This is a genomic window from uncultured Nostoc sp. (genome assembly GCF_937863485.1).
Classification (GTDB): domain Bacteria; phylum Cyanobacteriota; class Cyanobacteriia; order Cyanobacteriales; family Nostocaceae; genus Nostoc.
On sequence record NZ_CALMFY010000215.1, the window covers coordinates 30,452 to 54,819 of the forward strand.

Below are 24,368 nucleotides of genomic sequence, written 5' to 3' on the forward strand. Positions count from 1 at the left end.
AATTTCGGATATCCTATTGCTGCTTACCTAGTTTGAGAAGATGAATGATGCGGATTTTTAGCTCTGCTAAAAATATCATCGCCATTTAACTGTACATCTGGAGCATCGGCTGCTTCAGTGGATAATGTGATTTGACGCGGCAATTCAATTTTAAACATTGAACCGCTCCCCAATTTGCTATCAAGAAAAATTTTGCCGCCCATAATTCGCACTAGCGAATCTATAATTGCCAAACCCAAACCTGTACCTGGATATTTGCGAGTGATAGTTTGATCGACTTGCCGAAATGCTTCAAAAATACGTTTAAAATCTCTGGGCGCTATGCCAATACCTGTATCCCGAACAACAATTGTCACTCGACTTGCAGGTAGTTCCTTAACCTCAACCCAAATTTCCCCAGACTCTGTGAACTTAATGGCGTTGGAAAGCAGGTTAATTAAAATCTGTTTGATCCGAACCGGATCATTAAATACCAAAGTGTTTTGCAAATCGGTTTGCACTAACAATGATAGATTTTTGGCATCAGCAAGGGAACGCATTTCACCTACAGCGAGATTTATTACCTTTGATACATCAAATATTTCCGCCTTTAAGTCTAATCGTCCTGCCTCCAACTTGGAAAAGTCAAGAACTTCATTGACTAGCATCAGCAAATGCTTCCCATTATTCAAGATCCGCTCAACCATATCTGCTTGCTGGTGCGATAGTTGACCGAACTTAGAACGGAACAGTATTTGCGAAAAACCAATAATCGCATTCATCGGCGTTCTGAGTTCGTGGGACATGGTTGCCAAAAAATGTGATTTTAGCTGTGATACCTCCAATAGCTTGAAGTTTTGCATTTGAATCTGTTGCTGTTGTCTTTCCAATTCTTGGTTCTTACGAATGAGTTGTTCATGACTTTCTCTGAGCTGCTGGTTTACCAAAGCTGCTTGCGTTTCAGCCCAATAAATCCGAATCGCACTCCGCAAAACCTGTACCAACATTTCTGGAGATATCTTAGACTTAGATAGATATTCTGTAGCACCAGCTTTGATTAATTGCACAGCAATTTGTTCATCTCCTTGAGCAGTTAGGACTACTGAAGGAACTTTAATTTTTGAAGAACGTAGCTGTTGAATAAAGGTTAGTCCATGCTGATCTGGTAAGCGATAGTCGAAGAAAACACAATCATAGGCAGTAGTGTTTAAGGCAGAAAGCGCATCATTGCCATCGCTTACTTCAAACAGTTCCATTTGAACACCTGCTTTAGTCAGCGCATCACGGACTGCCATCCGGTCAACTTCGTTATCGTCTACAACCAAAATTTTCAGCGTCTGTTTCATCAGTTTTTATTTTTGCCGCCAAAGATAGATTGATGTATAATGTTTCTTTTTTGAGATTATCCAACTAAAGAATATAAGATTTTCGGACATCTAAAATTTCTCACTTACTTGATTAACTAAGGCATTTTGTATAATATCCAATACTTCTCTTTAGGTTGAATTCAGTCTGTTGTCTTCTCAATCTGGTTAATTTACCCGAATATTGGAATTCAACTCCTAGTTAATGACTAATAGTTTTAAAACAATTAGCAATTAATAAACTGAAAACTATTGCTCTGAAGACAACAGTTAGAGCTGATATAAAGTAAAATAAAATACTTTACTAAGCTTAAAACAATTGTAAATGAGTCAGCAAGCGACCGTCGTCACCCATTGGTCAGAGTTGCATACCATTTATCGTCTACCATAAGCCTGAGTAATTTTACTCATCAAATTGCTTAAACCAGGTAGATGAGACAGTACTGCCTATATTTATTTGTGAATCCGAAGTAATCCTACCTGCTGGAATTTTGACAATTTTCTCAACGATCGCCAGTCCTGTGTTAGTATTTCTTTGGTGATCGCGGACTTCCACTGTTTGGAAAATTCCCCAGACTTTCTAGTGAACTTTGGGAAGAATACCAAGTGCTTCCAAGCCTTTTAGCATTAAAAAAATTACTTGTCCACCTTGATTGCTGAAGGGTTTAACTTGTCAGCCGTAAGTCTCCCACCATATGGATGCACGAGTGATTACCTTTGGTAGTTGTGCTTGAATTCTTTTGAAATTGTCCACCAGTGAGCCTGATAATTCAGGTCATGTGGATAAGAAGAGGGCGAAATCTTAACCCCCCAGTCCCAAACCTACAAGGGTTGGGGGAAAATTCAAAGCCTCTCAAAAGCAGGAGAGATGAATGAAAGTAAGGTTTTTCAGAACCCGGGAAAAGTCAGAAGTTCGATCTGTTGTAATTTGTCCATTTTTGTCAGCTTTTTTCAAAGCTTTATACTAGATAATAGTAATTAACTGATGGAAAGCAACTAAGCGGATGGGTGTAAATAAATCTAATATGGACTTTCATTGCGTTTAATTATGCCTGCCTACTTAAAAGCTGAATTCTGAGCAAACGGGGCAATTTTGCACTATTCTCAATATTTCATACTTTTTGTGTAAGTATCTATATATCTCCAGCTAGATATGTCCTCTATCTAAATACTAAAAGATCGGATGTTTCTTATTTCTATCGGTGGATGCAGACTGTATGAAAAATCATCTATCTTTAGTTTGGGAAAATAGATAGATAGCGCTTATAAAAGGTAATACTTTGAAAGATTGCAAACAGCGTAAGAGTAAGTGTAGCTATGAATGAAATTAGTATTATTTTAATTGAAGATCACGACTTAACGCGAATGGGGCTACGAGCGGCATTACAATCTCACAGCGCATTGAAAGTAATTGGCGAAGCGGCAAATGCTACCCAAGGATTAAAACTTTTAGAAACGGCAAAGCCAGATGTAGCTGTTGTAGATATCGGCTTGCCTGACATGGATGGCATCGAACTCACCCGTAAATTCAAACGCTACCAAGCTGAAACTGGGCAAGGCACAACGAAGATTCTGATCCTGACAATGGATCATACAGAGGATGCTGTACTTGCAGCTTTCGCAGCGGGTGCTGATTCTTATTATATGAAAGAAACAAGTATCAGTAAATTAACGGAGGCAATCCAAGCAACTCACGGCGGTAACTCTTGGATTGATCCGGCAATTGCCAACGTGGTATTGCGGAAGATGCGGCAAGGTATTCCTGGAGAGAGCCAAAACTCTGACAAGCCGAAGACTGTAAAAATTGAGGCGCTGGCGTCAGAATATGAACAAGTTTTGGAAACATACCCCCTGACTCAACGTGAACTGGAAATCCTAGAGTTGATTGTAGCTGGGTGTAGCAATGGGCAAATTGCCGAGAAACTTTATATTACAGTTGGTACTGTGAAGACCCATGTTCGTAATATTCTAAATAAATTATGTGCCGATGACCGTACTCAAGCTGCTGTTAGGGCCCTACGTTCTGGGTTGGTGGCGTAAGGGATGAGGGAGATCAGGGGACAAGGGCAATAACCATGCCCAATGCCTCTTTAATTCAATCGTTCCTGTAAACATTCCGCAATGCGTAATGCGGCTCCTGGTTTACCCATGCGTCGTAGACCATTTTCGGCAATAATTTGCAAAATATCAGGATTTTTGAATAGGGACTGGACTATTTGGGCAACTTCTACTGGCTGCTCGACTAAAATCAAAGATGAGCCTAAATGACGACTTTGAGCTTCAGCAAAGCCCCGGTTAAATTGGGGCCCATTACCGGGAATCGCGATCGCAGGTTTCCCTAAACCGATAAACTGTTCTGTAGCTGTACCTGCCATTGCGATCGCTAAATCTCCCAAATGCAGACAGTCATTATAGGCTTGTTGTGTTAGCAATAAATATGCATTGCTTTGTTTAAATGTCAAGACATTTGGATCAGAGATTTTGAGAGGAGATGCCGATTGAGTGCGCCAGCCTTGGGATTGCACACTTTGGGATAAAATATTAGAGTCCAAACCAGGAGCGATCGCACCTAAAAACACTACTGTGCCAGAAGTATAGAACACTGAATCTCGCTCCTGGAAACTTGCCATCAACGCAGATACAGCAATCATAATTGTTTCCCAGTTAGTGTATGCCTCTGGTAGACGGGAACCAGGAAGAAGAGTCACCATTAAAGGTCGAACTGTCTCTTGCTGTTGACTATTTTGACTATAAAATTGTTGGCGTGAAAAGGTCGGTTGCAGACCATCCATCATCGGATTACCCAAATTAAAAGCTGGAATTGGCCATTGTTTTAATGTTTCCGTCGTCAGTGCATCTCTAGGGAACACTGCCTTACAACGGCGACGACTCATTAACCAACGTTCCCAAGGATGGTAAACTGAACCAGAAAAGTTTTCCCAACGCGCATCTTTGGATTTGCGTGGTAATAATCCAGCTTCATCCCGCACATAATATTCAGATTTCGCCGTACCTACAAAAGCATAATTAGCGCCACTGAAAGTTGCAAACAATAGCGGGACAATATCTCCTACAGCTAAAATTGCTCTTTTATTACCTAATTTTTTTTGAGAACTCACCCAACGGCGGACAGCTTTAATCTGGCTGAGGGTAAGTTGCAATAAACCACCGCGTACATCCCGCACTAATTGGCGTCCATCCATATAAATAAAGCCGCCAGAAGGCATAGTGCGGACTGAACCGATCAGAGGGATATTCAGCTGTTGATAAGCATGTCCCTCGCCCACCAGAGATAAAGCAAATATCTCTGGTGGGTTTGATTGTCGTTGGAGTTCTTGCAAAATCCGAACTGCAATTACATCTTCTCCATGACCATTACTTAATACAAGTAACCGCAAAGGAGAAGTTGCAGCTTGGGAGTTAGAGGCTAGGGATAAGCGAGATACATTACTCATAAGAAACAAAACATCAATATTAACTGTCTGTTTGGATAAGAGGTATAAATAGGGAAATCGGCGGATGAAAATTTTAAAATAACAGATAAAAGAAACAAAATCTTTATTAAAAAAGTAACAAAAATCACCAGCGAAAAGTTCAGGTGCAACTATAAACAAAAGTAAAAGTAGTATATCTCCTAAATTCTATGTAATTTTAAAGATTACTGAATTGGTGTTTTAAAGTCGAGCCAGTGAATTGCTGTTTGGCATTGTAGCAACTAGTGTGTCGAGTCGTGGTTCCTCCCTGACATCACGGATCGTGCAGACAGCTTTATCATAGTTTCCTACTTCAGGATTTCTCGACTCCCGCGTTATCCTATGAAAAAGATAAAACTGTTGTGATCGTGGAGAGGTTTTTCCCGCTTAGGGAGTTCCAACAACTAAATCATCCTGTAGGATAGACAGGCAATAACCCTGCCCTATATAAAATATGGGAAAATTTTTTGGAAATCCCTCAAGACTCAGGACTCGCTGGTTATCTGCTCACTCAAGACTCAGGATTTTCTATGTTAGCAGGCACAATTTTGCAGGATGGAAAATATACCCTAATTCAAGAAATAGGGCGGGGTGGCTTTGGCATTACGTTTAAAGCTACCCATCGCTACTTGGGTCAGGAGGTGGTAATGAAAACCATCAATGAACGGCTGCGACAACATCCTGATTTCGCGAAATTTGAGCGCCAATTCCAAGATGAAGCCAGACGATTAGCTACGTGTATCCACCCAAATATAGTTCGAGTCAGTGACTTTTTTGTTGAAGCTGGACTGCCTTACATGGTGATGGAATACATTCCTGGCGAAACCTTGACAGACGCATTTGTATTACCAGGGATACCAATGCCTGAAGCCACAGCAATTCATTACATTCGGCAAATTGGGGCAGCTTTGCAGGTAGTACACAATAATGGTTTGCTGCACCGAGATGTCAAACCAGATAATATCATCCAACGTCTTGGAACACAGGAAGTAGTGCTAATTGATTTTGGCATTGCTAGAGAATTTAATGGCAGTGTCAGGCAGACTCACACGGGTATGGTTTCTGAGGGTTATTCTCCAATTGAGCAGTACTTAACGCAAGCGCCGCGCACACCCGCCACGGATGTTTATGGTTTAGCCGCAACCTTGTATACCCTGTTGACTGCTCAAGTTCCCATGCCAGCATTATTGCGCGATCGCGAGCAAATGCCTTCCCCCCGCGAACTGCAACCACACTTGAGTGCTGCTCTCAATCAGGCAGTAATGCGCGGTATGGCGGTGGAGTCTCGTTTTCGGCCAGCGACAGTTGCTGAGTGGTTACAACTGCTACCTGGAGATGGGGTGAATATGACACCGGAAGCGTTAACCACTTACGCAGTGCCAACTGTCAATTTATCTGCCCAACAGGCGGCATTAATTGGGAAAACTACCCAAAATCGCCTTCATAGACCACCTGTGTTAGTGCAGCCCAACCCAGGCATCGCCAAGGAGACTGTAGTGGCGAAAAAACTGGGGTCATCTAAAATATTCATTGGTATAGGTGTTGCCTTGGTTGCCGCTACAGCAGGTTTTGGCATCACTAGAATCTTACCTAAATCTCAGCCGCAGCCAACCGCAAAACCGCTTTTTGAACAGCCAACTCAAAAGCCAGCTGCGAAAGTACCTAGCTTCGAGAATGGTGAACAGACTAACACCACCTCAAGAACCGAATCAGCACCTGTTTCTAATTCCAAGCAGCGGCGGCGTAATCGTCGTTTTTCCCCACCAGAAACTCCCAGCAACCCTACAGGAGAATCACAACGGCGTGATTCGGAACAATCTGCACCTTTACCTAAGGTTTCACCTACACCCTCACTAGTAGAGAAACTACGGGCGATCCGGTCATCTCGTAATGCTTCCCCGATACCATTGCCACAAAATAACTCACCTGTTTTTAAGCAAAATTCTGCTTCCCCTCAGCCTCTAAATCGACCATATCCTGTGATTATACCAACAGCACCGTCAACCGAATCCAAACAGTCAAATCCTTCTGGTGTAATAGTACCAACACAGGAAACGCCAAATTCACCGATTCAGAGTCAACCTCAAAATGATAAATTTCCGCAAAAATTGGGAGATGATAACAATTAAAAAGTTCTTTATTTGTATTTGATATTGCCTACAACAATTTCCCCCTTCTTATTAATTTTCACCGGATTCTTGGGAAAAGCTTGATTATTCAAATAACGCATAAGTCTTACAGTCTGAAAACGCGGATCAATATGAGGGATTCCCTGCCGATCCATCCGAATAGGAATAATTTTACTTGATACCAAATTTCCCGCTGGGTTGAGTTTAACTTCTAAAATCATTGAGTCACCCGTTTGGGCATTTGTAGATAAAGTCCGGTATCCGAGAAAGTTTCCTAAAGAATAGGCAATGATTTTTCCTTTATATATTTCCATCGCTCTCGGAACATGAGGGCCATGTCCAAGTACTAAGTCTGCTCCCGCATCAATCATGTTTCGAGCAAACTTGATCGAATTACCTCGATTTTCTCCATAAAAAAACTCTGTCTGATTCTTAACTTGTAGTGCCCCCGTTCCTTCGGCTCCAGCGTGCATCGATATTACTATAATGTTGGCTTTCTTTTTGGCTTCTGCTATGAGTGCTTGGGCTACTCCTAAATTATGGATGGAATTATATATTTCATAAGGAGAAAACCCGATCATTGCCACAGAGATATTGTTAGCTTCCAAATAGAGAATTTGATTTTTATGACCTAATGTTGCAATGCCCACAGCCTCAAGATTTTTCTTTGTATCTTTGAACCCTACTGGGCCAAAGTCCATTGCATGGTTATTCGCCATATTAAACACATTAAAACCAGTTTCAGCAAATAACTGGGCATATGCAGGTGGGGAGCGAAAGGCAAATACTTGTCCACGACTAATATCTTTGGCAGTGTAGGGATAATTAGTTAAGCTACTTTCAAAGTTACCAAATAAGATATCAGATCCTTGCAACTGAGTTCTCACTGACTTTGGTAATAATTGATCTCGAAAACGGGGTAATCTATAATTAGGGAAATTAGTGCCGGGAATAATATCTCCAACGGCTTTGATGGTAATAGTGTCTGGAAAGGTTTGTTGTTTTGTTGTTGATGGTGTAAGTTCAGGGATAGGTAATGGAAATTGCACAGGCTCGGTAGGTGTAGTAGCAGCGTTTAATCGCTGTGATTGCCCAAGCCGGATAATGACTCCTATACTAATACCCAGATATAAACAGACGCTAATAAAACTAAATGAGAGCACTCTCCCCATGCTGTGATTTGCCATTGTTCACTCCTCACACAGATGGCATTAGTTTATCCCAAAAAAACTCAAAGTTCTAATGCCTTAGATCAATATCTGAGAGGATGTTTGAAAAGTCATGATTGATGTATCAAATATTTTTTTACCCTACCCTAACCCTCCCCGATGTATTGGGGAGGGAACTTGATTTTCTGGTTTACCCCTTTCTAAGGCGGGATTAAGGGGGTAATAATTCAATTAAAATCACAGCCAATCACTTTTCAAACAACCTCTGAGTTTGCAAAGGAATTAACTGAAGAATTACGCAATCGCCCAGAAGTGAAAGTCTGTTTTGGTGTAGATGAAAATATTAGCGCCCACGAATTAGTAAACGAAATTTTTCTAGATTTGTTGACTAAAACTTATAACAAAATTAGCGAAAAATATCAAAGCAATCTGATTATTCAGCCCAATAAGATTGAATAAACTAATATTTATAATAGTTCGGAATTTATAGAATATTTTAAATCTTGTGGCAATAATGAATATGATGTTATGTATACTTATGATTTAACTATAGTTACATAACTTAAACTAATTAAATTAGATAATTTCAAGCTTAAATAATTGAAATGCTTACAGAATAGGGAAAAACGGAGAGGGGGGGATTCGAACCCCCGTTGGGTTTCCCCAAAACGCATTTCGAGTGCGTCACCATCAACCACTCGGACACCTCTCCAGCTATTTATTTACAGATTTGAGTATCTATTCTATACTCATATCCTATGAAGTAAGGGAAATTTTAGCAGATTTCCTATACTACTATAACATTATCGCTTTTTTTGTGTAACGGAATGCTCCGGCAACACCCAAGCCCAAGACATTTCCGATCATCGTGGTTGGCGCAATTACCTAGCGAGTCAATGACACCCAGAGATATTTTTCTGGTGGTGTTGGTGCAGCGTCTCGTAGAGAAGGCTGATCCTCAGATTGAGGTCAATTTTTTACACCAACTAAAAATTACCTACCCGATTGCAACGAACAAGTTTGCAAACGTTGGTCAGAATTTCAACCAAGTCTAATACCCTAAAACTTACTTTATTCATCAATGCTGAAGTCAAAATCAATCAACATTCCCAAACCAACTCGCTATCAAAATGCGGCAATAGATTATTACATGGGAATCACAGATTCCTCCTATCTCCATTACGGCTATTGGGAGCCACTACCTACTGCGGGTGAAGAATTGACTGTAAGTCGCCTGCGTGCGGCGCAAGTTGCTTATGCAGCCAAGCTTTTGAGTTTTATTCCAGAGGATACAAAAACTGTGCTTGACGTAGGTTGTGGTATCGGGGGGAACGCAGCATATTTGTGCTCACGCGGTTTCACTGTTGAGGGATTAGCACCCGATGTAATCCAACAAGAGAAGTTTATCAAGAATACCAACTCTCAAGTACCTTTCTACTTAACGAGATTTGAAGATTTTCACACTTCACACTCCTACGACCTAGTTTTGTTCAGTGAAAGCAGCCAATATATTGCTGCTGACGATTTGGCTCAAGGTGCATCTCGTTTATTGAGCAGTGGTGGCTATCTATTACTTGCGGATATGATGCGCTCTGATGCTGGATATCGAAAGGGCATTTTTTCTAATTGTCATGTCGTTAGCGAGCTTCAGGCGGCGTTGATAAAAGCTGGATTCAAGTTAATTAAGACTGAAGACATTTCCAGCCAAATTGCACCGACGATTGACTTGGGTGTTGATAACTTCCGGACTTTTGGGCTGACTACCATCAAATATATTGCGGATATTGTAGCGATCGCACTCCCACCATTACACGCGATCGGTCGTTTAGCGTTCAAACGCTGGCTGGAAAAGCCGATTGTCGAGGGGTTAGCAGCACGCACCATTTTTGATAAGCATCTCTGTTATGAAATTCAACTATGGCAGTTAGCAATTCATCAGGTTAACTAAGAGGATGTTTGAAAAGTCCTAAAGTATACTAAAAACCCCACTCCCATTCCTCTCCCTCACTCCTGAGAGGCTTTGAAATCCCCATTCTCTTGTAGGGAAGGGGCTAGTACAGGTCGGCGGAAATAAACCTACCATTCAAAACAGCCAGAAAGCCCAAAATTAAAACCTTTTGACTTTTGAATGAGTGACTTTTGACTTCCGCCTTGCGGTACTAAGGGGGTTAGGTTTTAGAGTACCAGAAATACTTTTCAAACATCCTTTAAGATGACCTCTGAAACAAACACCCAACTTGTTGCAAATAAATCTCCTGTAGAATTTTTATAACAGTGATAAAATCCTCAAAAGTCAATGAGCATTAGTCGTTTTGTAGTTTTCAGTTTCCGTTTTTTAATTGGTTCCACTGCAAGTGCTTTTTTCATCCCTCTTGCCATGTATAAATCATTGCTAGCGAAATTAAAACAGTAATCATAATCTATTAATATTTGTATAAATACATAATTAATTGATGTTATCTATGCATATTTTATATACTCAACTTTGTGCTTTTTTGTCACAATTCTTGTTTTCAATATTCTAGGTAATGTGTTATTAATCTCTCTTGACATGGGATATTTTAGGGATTACTATGTCAATCAATCCGGATTTGACTAACTTCTTTGGAAAATCTCTGTAAATAAATCCAACACTATCCTCACAGCACTGCATGAAACTACGCTGGTTCTTATTGAGCCTTACAAGTATTCTTTTACTATCGTCCCCAGTAAAAGCTAATCCCAACACGAATCAAGTTAACAACGTAAATGACTGGAGTGCAAATCAATATAATTTACAACTACCAAAACTTAAATTTATTCCTCCGGTTCCTTTAAGCGAACCTGTCAACCCAATAAATACTTCTAAATTCACTGGTGTAGTTCCTGTGGGACGCGAGATATCAGAACTAAAAACTCCTATTAAAGCATTAATGGAGCACTATAGATTCCTCACTCCCGGAATGTTTTTTATGGATTTACAAACTGGGGATTATTTTAGTTTTAATGGTGATAAAGCTTTTTCTGCCGCTAGCACAATTAAATATCCTATTTTGATTGCATTGTTTCAGGAAGTAGATGCTGGGAGAATCAAACTAGGTGAAACTTTAGTGATGCGACGCAAACATGTCACTGGCGGTTCTGGAGATATGCAGTATCAACGAGTAGGAACTAAGCTTAGTCTCTTGCAAACTGCAACTAAGATGATGACTATTAGTGATAACACTGCTACAAATATGATTATTGACCGTTTAGGTGGTGTATCTAAATTAAATCAAAAGTTTCACCGTTGGGGATTGCAAAGCACTGTAATTCACAGTCTGCTAGGGGACTTTAAAGGAACTAATAAAACTAGTGCAAAAGACTTGGTACGACTGTCAGCTTTGATTACAAATAATCAGTTAATTTCGATGACAAGTCAATCCCAAGTTTTAAGTATTATGATTCGTTGTCACAATAGAACATTGCTCCCATCTGGCTTAGGTTATGGTGCAAATATTGCTCATAAAACAGGTACTCTGCGGTTTGTACTAGGCGATGCGGGTATCATTGAAACGCCATCAGGTAAGCGTTATTTAGCAGGAATTTTTGTCCGAAGACCGAATAATGACAATAGAGCTAAGGATTTTATTCGTCAAGTTTCTCAGGTGATGTATGGCTACTTCGAGCAGCCAAAAGTTAGTCATCTACCTTAATTATTTATTGGGTATGAAGCATAATTAACACTTAATTTTCCAGCGAAACGTCTGAGTTTAGTACTCACCGAGAAAATTGAATCGCTTACACTAATAGCAATCCTGAAGACTGGCAATGTTGAAAGCTGTGATGCCGAATAGCCCATCATAGACATCGCTTCTCTAACTGCCAAGGTATTATGTAGTCGAATACCATGCAGCATACAGCTTGAGGTTTTGCATGAAAGTAGCAGTCTTCAGTACAAAAGTCTATGATCGGCATTTTTTGTCAGCTGCAAATTCTCTCCCCCAACACGAATTAGTCTTTTTTGAACCCCGTTTAAATCGGGATACTGCTATCCTCGCCGCCGGATTTCCGACGGTTTGCGTATTTGTGCATGACCAAGTTGATGCCCCAACTTTAGAGCTTCTCGCCTCATGGGGAACTCGGCTGGTTGTCCTTCGCTGTGCAGGGTTTAACAATGTAGACTTACAAGCCGCAGCGGATTCAGGAATTACTGTTATGCGTGTTCCCGCTTATTCACCCTACGGAGTAGCAGAACATGCTGTAGGATTGATTTTAAGCTTGAATCGCAAAATTCATCGTGCCTATAACCGTGTCCGAGAAGGCAATTTTTCCCTAGATGGACTGTTAGGATTTAATTTGCATGAGCGCACAGTGGGGATTGTAGGCACTGGCAAAATCGGTCTGATTTTAGGACAGATTATGAAGGGGTTTGGCTGTAACCTACTCGCCTATGACGTTTATCACAATCCAGAATTGGAGGCGCTAGGTGGAAAGTATGTAGAACTACCTGAGCTATTTGCCAACTCCGATATTATCTCTCTGCATTGCCCCCTGATTCCCGAAACGCATCACTTGATTAACGCTGAGGCTATAAAACAGATTAAGTCAGGCGTGATGCTAATTAACACTAGCCGAGGAGCGCTGATTGATACCCAAGCAGTGATTGAGGGATTGAAGTCTGGTAAGATTGGCTATCTCGGTGTGGATGTCTACGAACAAGAATCGGAATTGTTCTTTGAAGATTTGTCTGGCGAAATTATTCAAGATGATATTTTCCAACGTCTGACAACGTTCCCCAATGTGCTTATTACCGGACATCAAGCCTTTTTTACAGTAGAAGCTCTCTACAATATTGCCGAAACAACTTTTGCTAATATTGCTGATCTTGAACAGGGTCGTCCTTGTGTAAATGAAATTCGCGCTCAACCTTCAGTTTAAGTAATGCTTGACGATCGCTAAGGGAGCATATTCATTTTGAACGATAGGCAACGCGGAGACTTTGGACTAAAATCACCAGAGATGCGATCGCCATCAAACCGCCCCAAAACCAGTAAGGTAAAAGCAAATACCGCTGCATTTGCGCTGTATCAGAGAGTCCAAGGGGGCCAGCAGAACTACTAAATAGATAATCAAGTTGATGGTACGTACTCACACAAGCTTGTACACCCAGCAATTGAATGGCAAACCCTTGGGCCCAGCGAGGTGCTTTCAGGGCGATACCCAAGATTATTAAACCCAGCAAGGGAATTGCCACCAATCCAAACCAGGAACGTATCCAAATTAATGTGGAAAATAGCAAAAAACTCCCTAATATTTTTAAACTCAGGGTTGCTGCTCTAAAACTGCGGGAAGCCAGAATCAAAACTGCACCGGCGACAGGCGGCCCCATTGGCCCTGCTGCTGCGACCATTGCCGGGCCAATTGGCCCCAATGCCGACCGGATGCCATAAGTTGCGACACCGGAACCATTGCTAAAAATCTGCAACTTCTGAAACTGTCCCCCTAATAGGAGGGCCATTAAGCCGTGACCCATTTCATGAAACCAAGTTGCCAAAATTGTAAATGGGTATAAGATATAATCCCCTCCTGGTATTTGCCACAGGAAAGCAGTTGCGATCGCTGCTGCAATTAACCAGGTTAGCCCCATACGTTCAACAACTAGCGGGGCTTCTTTGGTGAGCAAGGGTTTAAAATTTTTGCTTGGTTCCCTCATAGGTCACTCGATTTTGGATTTTAGATTTTAGATTTTAGATTTTCCAGAAAATTCAAAATCTAAAACTGACAGTGTATTTTCTCTATCCTAGTGTAATTATTAAGGTAGTGGGGTTGCTGGGCAATGCAACAATTCGCACATCAAAGCGACGGCTGTAAACTATGGCGCTATCAAGAACAACATAGTTATCCGTCGCTTGTCTGATGCGGTTCATTTGTTTATCCTCCAAAAGGAATGCCGGAGGATGGGCAGAAAATGCCTAGACTGATGTCACAATTGATCGAGAATCAGTTAAGCAAGTTGAAACAGGAATGTCATTAAGTCTCCTTTACCCAAGCTGATGCGATCGCCTGGTCGCAAGCGGTGACGATTCCCCGGTAAGAGCGGCAAATTATTAATGTAGGTGCCATTGGAACTTCCCACATCCTCTACATAGTGAGCGTCTCCCTCGACGCGAATATCTGCATGAATCCGCGAGACAATTTCTGAATTGGGAAATCCTGAAACATCTATATCTGGGGGAATCCGGTCATTGAGCTTGCCGATATGAATCACAGAGAGATTTTGCGGCAATTCAATTAACCGATCACTTTGAACGTGGATTAACCGCGCTGTAACCTGCTGCAATTGCGTTCTGGCAGCAGTTGCAGTTGGTGCTGCTGCTGGTGGCGGGGGTAGTTCGGCTTCAGAGGCTGGCGTTGGTTCCAAAGGTGGTGGAGTCGGAATAGTTTGTCCAGAAACTACGGGTTGAGCTACAACGGTTGGCGGTGCTTCTGGGAGGCTGCTTTCTGTAACAGATACCTGTGGCGGAGCTACTGGGGTAACTGCTACCTCTGTTGGTGGTAAAGATGAGCCGGAGGGATGGGAATTAGTAGAACCGCTTATTCCCAAAGCATCTGGTTGTAAAAGTTCTAACAGTGGATCGGGTGGATCTAACGGCGGAACTTCCACAGGAATATTGGGAGTAACTGTTGCAGCTACCGCAGTATGAACATGTGGAACTCCTGCGGAGTGAAGGTTATAGCCACACTGACCGCAGAATGCAGCATCTGCCTGCACAGTTGCTCCACAACTGGGACAGTTAGTAGTCGCGGGTAAGGGTGTATAGCAAGCTTCACACTGGACAGCGCCGTCAGGGTTAGGATGATTGCAATTAGGGCAGACGATCATCGATATTTAGCCTTTGTTCAAGATCATCATAAATACAGGTAGGACTGGCAAGCAGAGAGCGGCCCTAGCTTTAGATTCTAGCAATTACTGCTGATGGAACAATGAATTGGACGCTCTGACGCGAGGAAAGGAGCAGGGGGGCAGAGGGGAAGTTACAGTAAGTCTTTCTGCCCCTTTGCACTGCTTCTTGTGCCCAATGCCCCATTGTTCAATGTTGGAGTTCCAAACCTGCTGCCGCATCCAGCAGCCACCAAAGTTCACCTTGGGGCTGAATTAAGCGGGATGGGTAAGTGAAGTCATCCGCTACAGGTGCAAAGACTTGCGCCAAAGCTGGTCGTTTATTAGCACCAGCAACCAGAAAAATCACGCTGCGAGCAGAGTTGATAAAGGGGTATGTGAAACTTATCCTGAGGTTTCCGTTTTTGTTACCCACAGTCAGCAGGCGATCGCGTACTTTGAGAGCCTCTGTGTGGGGAAACAAAGATGCGGTATGTGCATCATCACCCATTCCTAGTAATACTACATCCAATGAGGGAAACTCGACCCCAGGAGAATTGAAAAATTCTTTGAGTTGTTGTTCATACTTAGCAGCAGCCAGTTCTGGATTGGCTTCTAAAGTTGGTACGGGATGAATGTTAGCCGCTGGGATGTCAACACGATCTAGCCACGCACGACGCGTCATCAGTTCATTGCTATCGGGGTGATCTGGTGGTACGTAACGCTCATCCCCCCAGAATATATGAATTTTATCCCAAGGCAGTTTTTGATTAGCGATCGCTTCGTATAACGGTTTAGGTGTACTACCACCAGATAAGGCGATGGTAAACCGTCCCCGCTGCTCAATGGCAGTTTCTAATTTGGACAGAATTAATTCTAGCGCTCGTGCAACCAGTGCTGGCTGATCCGGTAGAACTTCAACGGTTTTGTTCATGGCTTCATCATATTGCTGGCTTCCAGCAATACAATACCGAACTTATTACAATCCTCCTTTTTAACTTTTGAAACATTTAACATCGTGGATTAAGTAGGCTGGAAAAATATAGACGCTCATTATCATTTTTAACGGTGAGTTGTCAGTAGTCAGTCGTACTAACTACTAATTACTTTCATGATTATTTTTATTTACACCCAGTTACTTGATACTTTGTTGAGTAACGCTATAGAGGATACATTTATTAATTCTTATTAAAAATTAATAAAACTAATTAATTAGAAACAATGCTTCCCAGTCAGCGATCGCTTCGCGTTGGGCGATTAACAATTGCTTAATTCCTTTTTGAGCGACATCTAGGAGTTGATCCAACTGAGTCCGGCTAAAGCTGCCTTCTTCGGCTGTTCCCTGGACTTCAATAATTCCCAGGTGTTGATTCATCACCACGTTAAAATCTACTGTTGCAGCCACATCTTCAATATAATTTAGATCCAAAAATGGCTCTTGCTCCAGTAATCCTACGGAAACTGCTGCTACCTGTCCACACAGAGGCGATCGCTCCAACCCGCCCGACTGCAACAATTTAGAAATCGCATGAGCCAAGGCGACAAAAGACCCTGTAATCGCTGTTGTCCGAGTTCCAGCGTCTGCTTGCAAGACATCCGCATCTACAGTCAGCGTGCGTTCTCCCAGAGCCTCAAAATCCACTGCTGCGCGTAAGCTACGCCCAATTAGACGTTGAATTTCTTGCGTCCGTCCAGATAATTTCAATAATTCCCTTTCTTGCCGTTTTTGAGTAGCAGATGGTAACATCCGGTACTCAGCAGTTAACCAGCCTTTACCAGTTCCTTCAAGAAACTTCGGAACTCCTTTAGTAACGCTAACGGTACAAAGTACCTGAGTGTCACCGCATCTGGTGAGAACAGAACCGGGAGCAAAGCGGGTGAAATTGGGGTAAAAGCTGATTGGACGTAGTTCGTAGGGAAGACGGCCGTCTGGACGCTGCCAAGCCATTAGAGTTGCCTCAAGTTTTACAATACTGCCTTAAGGTTACCTTAGTGTTGTAAATCATCTGATTGAGAGGCATTAGGCAATTCAATTTTAGATTTTGGATTATATTTCAATCTAAAATCCAAAATCTAAAATCTAAAATTCTTACTCCCCTGCTTCTTTTCTAAGGAACTGAAAGCAGAGTCAAAATATTTTGCTGCACCATATCTGGTGACTGGTCGCCGTTGATGGTCAATAGGCGGCGACGACGGTCGTAATATTCTAGGATCGGAATCGTGTGATCGTAGAATAATTCTACATGGCGTTGCACGATTTCCGGTTGGTCATCTGGTAGCGATCGCCCCAAGGATCGGCTAACCATGACTGCTTCTGAGACTTGGAGATAAATTGCCCAATCTAGCTTTTGTCCTGAATTATCCAATAAAGAATCTAATTCTTTAGCTTGGAAGGCAGTACGGGGATAGCCTTCTAACACCCAAGCACAGTCAATATCTGGTTGTCTGAGGCGAATTTTGATCAATTCAATGATCATTTCGTCTGGAACTAACTCCCCTTTTTGCATGTAGGGCCGTGCGTGGTAACCTAGTTCACTCAAGCTAGCGTAAACCGAAAGAGAAGTCCGGGGATCGGCTTGTGACCATTGAAATTCCGGGAGGGGCTGATCGCCAGATATTGCTTCCCGTAAAATCTCTCCTGTAGAAATCAGAGGAATATCAAAGTATCTGCAAAGCCTTTGTCCTTGAGTGCTTTTCCCCGATCCTGAACCTCCCACAATCACCAATCTCACAACAATTAACTCCTCATCCTGTCAAATTCACTACTTGTTAAGTCTGTTTTGCCCAAACAACTGGGAAATCTAACATTTAGCGATTTTCAGCCGTTATGCCCAGCTTTTTTAAATAATTGGAACTCTAACTCATGTGTTTTCATTTTTACAACTACTTTCAGAGAAAAAACGAAAATAACTCTTGACTTCAGCACAAATGTAGTGTTTGACTAAGAATGCAATTTGCCAAATCTATCACACGTGTGAAAAACAGATTGATTATACAGGCAGATTTGTAATAATTACTGTCAACAAGAGGACTTTTGGGACAAGAGTCCTCTTGGGACTCTTGGGATAGAGGGACTTTGGGGTTACCCCATAGATAAATCTATTTGCTCTGAAAACTTGGACACCTAATACCTCGTTGCAAGCAATCTCGGAAGAAATTTTTCTTTTTCTGCATAAATGAATTCACTCTTCTTGAAAAGAAAGTAGAAAAGGGGTTTTTTCTTTTTTCCCCAAGTTCCCAGATCTGCCTTCCCAAGAGTCCTCTTCGGTCAGCAGAAAGCCTTAATTTATTGTATCTTTTTGAACTTAACCCTATGGTTGCCCAGCTAGAAACTCCAAGTATCAATTCAACCCTTCCCTTACCATATCCAGTTGAAGGACTAGTGCAAGTTTTCACTAGCTCCCATCGCAACTTTTTTACGAGCGTTATGGCTCAATCACTGAGAATAGCTGGACAAGGAACGCCAGTATTAATAGTGCAGTTCCTCAAAGGAGGTATTCGTCAAGGACATGATCGACCCATACAATTAGGGCAAAATTTAGATTGGATTCGCTGTGATTTGCCTCGTTGTATCGATACACCGCATTTAGAAGATACGGAAAACCAAGCCTTACAAAAGCTGTGGCAGTATACACAACAGATAGTGTGTGAGAGTAAATATTCTCTCGTTGTCTTAGATGAGTTAAGTTTAGCGATTAACTTTGGTTTAATTCCTGAAACTGAAGTTTTAGCGTTTCTGGTAAAACGCCCTCCCCAGGTCGATATCATTCTCACAGGGCCAGAGATGCCAAAATCTCTCTTGGATGTAGCAGATCAAATTACAGAGATTCGCCGGAGTTATCGGCCCTAAACAAAATACTCAGTTCACGATATTCTAGTAATTCGGTTTGAATTAGCTGTGAACTTGTGATTAAAAACGATATCTGGATTACTGAAATGGCTCAACAGGGTCTAATTTCGCCCTTTGAGCCAAGTTTAATCCGAAAAGTACAAAAAGATGAGTCTGTAGCGGTTCAACCTGTAATTAGCTACGGTTTGTCTTCTTATGGCTACGATATACGCCTTTCCTCGGCTGAGTTCCGCATTTTTCGTCACATTCCCGGAACTGTAGTTGATCCCAAAAACTTTAATCCTCAGAATCTGGAGCCAACAGTACTGCATACAGATGCCAATGGCAGTTATTTTATTTTGCCTGCTCATTCCTATGGACTTGGGGTCGCTCTAGAAAAACTGGAGGTTCCTGAGAATATTACAGTAATTTGTATAGGTAAATCTACATATGCAAGGTGTGGTATCATTGCAAATCTAACACCTGCTGAAGCTGCATGGCGGGGTCATCTAACTTTAGAATTTTCCAATTCTTCCAGCGCAGACTGTCGCATCTACGCTAATGAAGGCGTGGTGCAATTGCTATTTTTAGAAGGTGAACCTTGTGCTATCAGTTACGAAGCTCGTCAAGGTAAATATCAAGATCAACTAGAGATTGTAACGTTGGCTCGTGTTTAGACTGAATGATATCTAAAAAAACTTTATACAAAAATAGAACTTAAATCTATTTTGGCAAGTCCGAGTCGGTTTGCAATTTGGGCGTACTCATTAACTAAATAGTAGAGATCAATAGTGAGAAGATCGTTTGATACATAGTTTATTTCAGAAAGAGTAAAGCTTTTCTTAATCAAAGTTTTGGGAGGTAAACCAGGAAGCGAGAAAAAAAGACTTAAATTGTAAAAAGATCCGTCTAAAGAGTCAGAAACAGAACCGAGAAAGGAATAAATGCTCTTAAGTCCAGTACCGCCCTCAAACTGATAATTATTAATTCCTAGCTGATTACAGCTCTTTAACAGATCAATAATTTCACTTTTGTTTGAAAGTAAAAACTTCTGCTCTACACTGATATTCATAAAATTTTGCGATTTCATCAAATTTTGTCTTGATTGTAGCTTAAAAAATTTTAAAGTTTTAAACTTTAAATACTCAATTTGCTTAAGGTGCTAATCTTGCCTTTCCTAGACGCTGCTTTTCATACCATTGTGCGTAGGCATAGACATCGCACAATCTCCAAAGCTCAATTGATCGCAAACTCTGTAAATTGGCGCATATAAGGAGAGTGAAACGCCAAAACGATATCTTCTTTTGGTATACCCAGTTCGAGGAGTTGTGTCGCAATGCCGACTTCGGTTCCATCATGCTGTATCCAGATTTTACCATCTTTGATATCGAGATGTAGGCTGCATCCATGTGTTCGACGATTCCCGCGCCAGCCTGTATGTAGCAAGAGGTAGTGGTCACGTTCCGTATCTAGAATGGCTTGTGTTTCCATTTCCTCTGGTGATAAGCCTCTTTTTGCTCGTTCTAAAATTAACTGTTGAATGATTTGACGATACTGCTCTACAGCCATTGGACAATAACCTCCTGTTTTTCATCGTAAACCAATAGCCGAATTTGAGTTCGTAAAATCACTGACCGGATAAAACGACGCTGAAAAAATGAGTTATGAATTGATTCAGGCACTGCAAGATAAAGTTTGCGTTCCGGTTCCAATTCTTCGAGAGCAAATTGATAATTGATAAATTGTCCAAGAGCGGTGTGGAATTCTGATACACTTGATCGCCCAATAAAACTCTTAATTTCAACTGCAATTTTTTCGCCTGCTCGTTCGGCAGCTAACATTTCTGCTGCCAAATCTATTTCAAAATCTACATCTCCAACGCTGATTTCGTAGGGATCGGCAGTAATTCTCCATCCTTCTTTCTCCAGAGCCATTCTAACTGCATCGTGAAAGCGGTCTTTAGCCATTCAGCTTTTTCTGAAAATTTATTAGGACACTTGACTGGTATCTCAATTTTATCCTCAGTCATTGGATCGCTCCTCACTCCTGCTACTGTTCCACTTCTGTCACTGCCAAACCCGTTTTCGGAGGGATTGTTTCCTTATCTAATATATTCAGCAGCGATCGCCCGAAATCAAACCCAAATTTCGGAACGCCTAAACACGAGGGGATAACAGTATAAAAAGGCTTATAAGCCAATATTTTAAGGTGCTAATCTTGCCTTACCTAGACGCTGCTTTTCATACCATTGTGCGATCGCAGGTGCCCAATCTTCAAAATGAGGCCACATCATTTCACATAACTTTTGAATTTCAAGTTGAGCATCTTTCTTATTTCTCAGGTCACAAAAATGCAAGAAAGACCTTAAATTGAAACTAACTACAAAATGCTGGCGATAATCAAAAGGTACTTTACCCCTTGCATGTTCTTCAGACATTCCAGCCTCAAAATCAGCTTTATATCGTTTAGCTGCTTCTAGACACCATTGCAAATCTGCTGTTCGTGCTAAGAGTGAATAGTGGTACTTTTTGCCTTGTCTATCAGTGTAATAACCAACGGGACGCAGGTAAAAAACATCTTCTATGTCTTTCTTACCTTCTACAACATCGGTAAATTGGTTGCCTGTATATCTAAAAGACTGGACATCAAATGATACGCCCACACGATGAGTACGCGCCTGCTGCATCACACTGTGGGGAAAGTAGCCACAGTTGAAAACAATTTGGGGATGCTCTAGAGGCCCATAGTGTCCCCTCTCACCGGCTAAAAGTCGCTTAACAATAACTTCGCCGCTTTGTGACTCCGAGGGCCAAGAGTCACGCTCATCAAACACGAACCCATCAGTATAGTCCTGGTGCATCGCGGCATAAATCACCTGCTGCGGGTTTGGTGTTTTGGCAATAACCTCTACTCGAAATCGATGCATTAGTTTTTGGGAATGGATTTGTGACTAGAAAGTGCTTACACACAAGGAGCAGAGCCTGTTCGTTAAACATGGCTTTGAACTCGATTCATTATCATTATCTCTGGCTTGGACTTCTACTTGAGCAGATTCAGATACTTTACAAATATTAATCTTCTTGTTACAGTTATTTACATAAAGAGAAGACAGGGAAAAATCCATGCGTACAAACACTGCTATAATTGACGACCAAGGCAAACTGAACAACTTTGCGATCGAGCCAAGGGTTTATATAGATGAGCAAGGCGATCGCACAGGCTTCACTCCTTTTGCAGAACTGCTCAACGGTCGTTTAGCAATGATTGGTTTTGTCTCTCTAATAGCATTAGAAGTATTCACAGGACACGGTATCGTTGGTGTTTTGACAAGCCTGTAAAAACTGATTCCTGTAATATAACTCTCAACATAAATTAAGAGACGGTAAATTTACCGTCTCTTAATTTATGGAAAACTTAGTGGTAGAGTAAAATATACTGATAGCAAAAGCCGTTAGTTATCAGCGTAAAGTTATCAGGTAAATTATGGCTTTAACTGCTTCAACTATGTTGCCGCTAGGCACAAAAGCACCAGATTTTGATCTACCGGAAGTAGTATCTGGAAAGGCAACTTCACTTTCCACCTTTGCAGATAAAAAAGTGCTGTTGGTAATGTTTATTTGTCGGCATTGCCCGTTTGTAAAGCACGTCCAAAAAGAATTAGCGCAGTTAGGAAAAGATTATTTTACAGGTGATTTAGCGATCGTTGCCATCAGTGCTAACGATGCAAAAAATTACCCAGATGATGCGCCAGAGTCGTTACAAGCATTTGTTACAGAACAAGGGTTTAATTTTACATTATGCTACGACGAGAGCCAGGAAACGGCAAAGGCTTATACAGCAGCTTGCACACCAGACTTTTTTGTATTTGATGACCAACGCCAACTTGTTTATCGGGGGCAATTAGACGATAGCCGTCCGAGTAATGGTAAACCTGTAACAGGCGCAGATTTACGCGCAGCCATTGAAGCAGCGCTGGCGGGTAAACCTGTTACAAGCGAGCAAAAGCCGAGTGTTGGTTGCAATATAAAATGGAAATCTGGAAACCAACCCAGTTATTTTGGTTGAAAGAAACTAGTACCGCAAGGCGGAAGTCATGCGTTCAAAAGTCAAAAGTCAAAATAAATACAGCGTGAGCGTTTCGTTGATTTGGAATGGGTAGCTTATTTATGCCGTACTGTACTAGGTATTGGGTACTGGAAAATGTTTTTAGTCCCCAATCCCCAGTCCCCCTAACTATCAGTGTTTAATTTCCAAATTAAGTATGTAGCATCCTAGTTGGACTTTTTCTGCCCACAATTCATATTCCAGACGCAAATGTTCTGGCAAGGGATGTCCGTTGAGAGTTAGGCTATTAGTAAAATTTCGTAAACGAATCGGATTGTTAGGTTGGAATGACTCAGTTGGCAACCAATAGCGACTAATGCCATAAACGCCCTGTTCCCAAAAGTGACGGTAACTCACTTGAGCGTTACCTTGCATAGTCATGATCACCCGGTAAGGGGAAATCTCCAGCCACAAAATTCTGGGACTGTTAGGGGCATAAGCTTTGCTCTTAGTTTGGGTAAGTGTGTCCTCTGGACTTACGACACTCTCTACTTCGCAGCTAATTAGGGGCGGTGCAGTTAATAGCAAATGGAATCTATTAGTATCCTTTTGATACAATGTCGCGGCAGTTTCCACAACAGACCAGATTGGTAGGTCAGTGGAAATAAGTGATAAGCACACGGGCTTGCGGTGATGGGTGAGCATGGGAGCGATATAGGGCTAAAAGCTATTGAACAAAGTAAAATGAACACTCTAACTGTTTAATAGGTCACGGGTAAGAAACTAAATAGTAAAACAGGCTTAATATTAATGAATCAGCTGATTTGTCAAGCTACAAAAATTTGGATAGAAACAGGTAGAATGTCAGCTTAGATAGCAAAAACGGTATTTTTCTAGAGAAAGCTAATTCGTAAGTAAAGCTTGTAAATATTCTAAAGCTATAGCCTCAAAACAGTGGGAGTCGTTTTAGATGCTAAGAAACCTTATTGAGGGAGACTTACCGTAGATCGGAGTAAGTTTCATACAGCAAAAAGCGATGGGACACTAGGCAGAAAGTCACTAACAGCGACAAATAAAGTCACTGATAAACTTTCGGTGTATTCAAAAGCCAGTGTATCCTAATGTCGGCTTCTGTTATAACCGTAGAAGCTCACAAAGACCTTTCTCACAAGTTAATTATTCAGCAGCCCTTTTATTGGGCTATCCTTATAGGCTCGCATCTGGGGAGCATCCGAATGCAAAAATTTACTAAAATCGTTAAAAGTCAATTGCGAATGAAGCATACTCCAACTCTACAAGACGCTCTTGGGTTCGTGCAGCGTTGCGAAGAAAAGAATCGTAAAGTGTGTGTAATAGAACCCGCGAGCAGTAAAAAAACTAGAGCTAAATTTCCTTCCAAGAAACTGATACACAAAGGAATGGGAGCCAAAATTGAAACACTCATCTTCTCTGTACTCAATACTGCTTAAAGCTTAACCGAACCGGATTGACCCAACACCTGTTTGTTTAATGTTAAGAAATATTTCGTTAATAGCATCTA

The 24,368-nt window shown here is 41.5% G+C and carries 24 protein-coding genes and 1 tRNA gene; 9 read left to right on the forward strand and 16 right to left on the reverse strand.

What is annotated here, in order from left to right; all coding sequences use genetic code 11:
* Positions 1-23 precede the first annotated feature (23 nt).
* Both Q0541_RS28750 and Q0541_RS28755 read right to left on the reverse strand, forming a co-directional pair.
* Complete coding sequence (locus tag Q0541_RS28750; protein WP_298919342.1) at positions 24-1,325, reverse strand: ATP-binding protein; 1,302 nt, start codon at positions 1,323-1,325, stop codon at positions 24-26.
* Positions 1,326-1,746: 421 nt separating this feature from the next.
* Complete coding sequence (locus Q0541_RS28755; protein ID WP_298919344.1) at positions 1,747-1,899, reverse strand: hypothetical protein; 153 nt, start codon at positions 1,897-1,899, stop codon at positions 1,747-1,749.
* Positions 1,900-2,660: 761 nt separating this feature from the next.
* Here Q0541_RS28755 and Q0541_RS28760 point away from each other — a divergent pair.
* Entirely contained in the window at positions 2,661-3,383 is a 723-nt protein-coding gene (locus tag Q0541_RS28760) for a response regulator transcription factor (RefSeq protein ID WP_273764237.1), read from the forward strand.
* A gap of 50 nt (positions 3,384-3,433) precedes the next feature.
* Here Q0541_RS28760 and Q0541_RS28765 read toward each other — a convergent pair whose 3' ends face one another.
* Positions 3,434-4,798 carry a lipid-A-disaccharide synthase-related protein gene (locus Q0541_RS28765; protein WP_298919347.1) on the reverse strand — a complete coding sequence of 455 codons (1,365 nt, stop codon included), beginning with the start codon at positions 4,796-4,798 and terminating at the stop codon, positions 3,434-3,436.
* Positions 4,799-5,346: 548 nt separating this feature from the next.
* On the opposite strand from Q0541_RS28765, the gene Q0541_RS28770 reads away from it, so the two are divergent.
* A complete protein-coding gene (locus Q0541_RS28770) occupies positions 5,347-6,945 on the forward strand; it encodes a serine/threonine-protein kinase (protein ID WP_298919434.1) in 1,599 nt (532 codons plus the stop codon).
* 8 nt (positions 6,946-6,953) lie between these two features.
* On the opposite strand, the gene Q0541_RS28775 is transcribed toward Q0541_RS28770, so the two are convergent.
* Positions 6,954-8,132 carry a CapA family protein gene (locus Q0541_RS28775; RefSeq protein ID WP_298919349.1) on the reverse strand — a complete coding sequence of 393 codons (1,179 nt, stop codon included), beginning with the start codon at positions 8,130-8,132 and terminating at the stop codon, positions 6,954-6,956.
* Between the two features lie 609 nt (positions 8,133-8,741).
* Positions 8,742-8,826: transfer RNA gene (locus Q0541_RS28780), tRNA-Ser, on the reverse strand.
* A gap of 369 nt (positions 8,827-9,195) precedes the next feature.
* On the opposite strand from Q0541_RS28780, the gene Q0541_RS28785 reads away from it, so the two are divergent.
* The 3 genes from Q0541_RS28785 to Q0541_RS28795 all read left to right on the forward strand — a co-directional run bounded on the left by Q0541_RS28785 (position 9,196) and on the right by Q0541_RS28795 (position 13,013).
* Positions 9,196-10,062 (forward strand): bifunctional 2-polyprenyl-6-hydroxyphenol methylase/3-demethylubiquinol 3-O-methyltransferase UbiG, encoded by an 867-nt coding sequence (locus tag Q0541_RS28785; protein ID WP_298919351.1) that lies wholly within the window; start codon positions 9,196-9,198, stop codon positions 10,060-10,062.
* Between the two features lie 703 nt (positions 10,063-10,765).
* Positions 10,766-11,788 (forward strand): serine hydrolase, encoded by a 1,023-nt coding sequence (locus Q0541_RS28790; RefSeq protein ID WP_298919353.1) that lies wholly within the window; start codon positions 10,766-10,768, stop codon positions 11,786-11,788.
* A 220-nt stretch (positions 11,789-12,008) separates the two neighbouring features.
* Complete coding sequence (locus tag Q0541_RS28795) at positions 12,009-13,013, forward strand: 2-hydroxyacid dehydrogenase (RefSeq protein WP_298919355.1); 1,005 nt, start codon at positions 12,009-12,011, stop codon at positions 13,011-13,013.
* A 31-nt stretch (positions 13,014-13,044) separates the two neighbouring features.
* Here the strand turns inward: Q0541_RS28795 and Q0541_RS28800 are convergent, their stop codons facing one another.
* The 6 genes from Q0541_RS28800 to Q0541_RS28825 all read right to left on the reverse strand — a co-directional run bounded on the left by Q0541_RS28800 (position 13,045) and on the right by Q0541_RS28825 (position 17,687).
* Complete coding sequence (locus tag Q0541_RS28800; RefSeq protein ID WP_298919357.1) at positions 13,045-13,788, reverse strand: M50 family metallopeptidase; 744 nt, start codon at positions 13,786-13,788, stop codon at positions 13,045-13,047.
* A gap of 82 nt (positions 13,789-13,870) precedes the next feature.
* Entirely contained in the window at positions 13,871-14,002 is a 132-nt protein-coding gene (locus Q0541_RS28805; RefSeq protein ID WP_298919359.1) for a hypothetical protein, read from the reverse strand.
* A 77-nt stretch (positions 14,003-14,079) separates the two neighbouring features.
* On the reverse strand, positions 14,080-14,958 hold the full coding sequence (locus Q0541_RS28810) for an FHA domain-containing protein (RefSeq protein WP_298919362.1): 879 nt from the start codon (positions 14,956-14,958) through the stop codon (positions 14,080-14,082).
* Positions 14,959-15,166: 208 nt separating this feature from the next.
* Entirely contained in the window at positions 15,167-15,889 is a 723-nt protein-coding gene (gene pgl / locus Q0541_RS28815) for a 6-phosphogluconolactonase (RefSeq protein WP_273764257.1), read from the reverse strand.
* A gap of 270 nt (positions 15,890-16,159) precedes the next feature.
* The gene (gene rph, locus Q0541_RS28820; protein ID WP_298919366.1) at positions 16,160-16,903 is read right to left on the reverse strand and encodes a ribonuclease PH; all 744 of its coding nucleotides are present in this window, start codon (positions 16,901-16,903) and stop codon (positions 16,160-16,162) included.
* A 160-nt stretch (positions 16,904-17,063) separates the two neighbouring features.
* Positions 17,064-17,687 (reverse strand): nucleoside monophosphate kinase, encoded by a 624-nt coding sequence (locus tag Q0541_RS28825; protein ID WP_298919370.1) that lies wholly within the window; start codon positions 17,685-17,687, stop codon positions 17,064-17,066.
* 581 nt (positions 17,688-18,268) lie between these two features.
* Between Q0541_RS28825 and Q0541_RS28830 the strand changes: the two genes are divergently transcribed.
* Both Q0541_RS28830 and dcd read left to right on the forward strand, forming a co-directional pair.
* Positions 18,269-18,805, forward strand: coding sequence for a P-loop NTPase family protein (locus tag Q0541_RS28830; protein WP_298919372.1), 537 nt, complete (start codon positions 18,269-18,271; stop codon positions 18,803-18,805).
* An 86-nt stretch (positions 18,806-18,891) separates the two neighbouring features.
* A complete protein-coding gene (gene dcd, locus Q0541_RS28835) occupies positions 18,892-19,461 on the forward strand; it encodes a dCTP deaminase (RefSeq protein WP_298919436.1) in 570 nt (189 codons plus the stop codon).
* Between the two features lie 23 nt (positions 19,462-19,484).
* Here dcd and Q0541_RS28840 read toward each other — a convergent pair whose 3' ends face one another.
* The 4 genes from Q0541_RS28840 to thyX form a co-directional block, all read right to left on the reverse strand.
* Entirely contained in the window at positions 19,485-19,856 is a 372-nt protein-coding gene (locus tag Q0541_RS28840; RefSeq protein WP_298919374.1) for a hypothetical protein, read from the reverse strand.
* Positions 19,857-20,020: 164 nt separating this feature from the next.
* Positions 20,021-20,353, reverse strand: a complete 333-nt coding sequence (locus Q0541_RS28845; protein ID WP_298919376.1) for a XisI protein — start codon at positions 20,351-20,353, stop codon at positions 20,021-20,023.
* Complete coding sequence (locus tag Q0541_RS28850) at positions 20,344-20,751, reverse strand: XisH family protein (protein ID WP_298919379.1); 408 nt, start codon at positions 20,749-20,751, stop codon at positions 20,344-20,346. Before Q0541_RS28850 ends, Q0541_RS28845 begins: the two co-directional genes overlap by 10 nt.
* Before the next feature lie 236 nt (positions 20,752-20,987).
* Positions 20,988-21,710, reverse strand: a complete 723-nt coding sequence (thyX, locus tag Q0541_RS28855; protein WP_298919381.1) for an FAD-dependent thymidylate synthase — start codon at positions 21,708-21,710, stop codon at positions 20,988-20,990.
* Between the two features lie 196 nt (positions 21,711-21,906).
* Here thyX and Q0541_RS28860 point away from each other — a divergent pair, with 196 nt between their 5' ends.
* Both Q0541_RS28860 and Q0541_RS28865 read left to right on the forward strand, forming a co-directional pair.
* A complete protein-coding gene (locus Q0541_RS28860) occupies positions 21,907-22,122 on the forward strand; it encodes a chlorophyll a/b-binding protein (protein WP_298919383.1) in 216 nt (71 codons plus the stop codon).
* Positions 22,123-22,267: 145 nt separating this feature from the next.
* Positions 22,268-22,849: a thioredoxin family protein gene (locus Q0541_RS28865; RefSeq protein ID WP_298919385.1), complete on the forward strand. Its 582-nt coding sequence runs from the start codon at positions 22,268-22,270 to the stop codon at positions 22,847-22,849.
* 171 nt (positions 22,850-23,020) lie between these two features.
* On the opposite strand, the gene Q0541_RS28870 is transcribed toward Q0541_RS28865, so the two are convergent.
* Positions 23,021-23,533, reverse strand: a complete 513-nt coding sequence (locus Q0541_RS28870; RefSeq protein WP_298919388.1) for a hypothetical protein — start codon at positions 23,531-23,533, stop codon at positions 23,021-23,023.
* Positions 23,534-24,368: the final 835 nt, after the last annotated feature.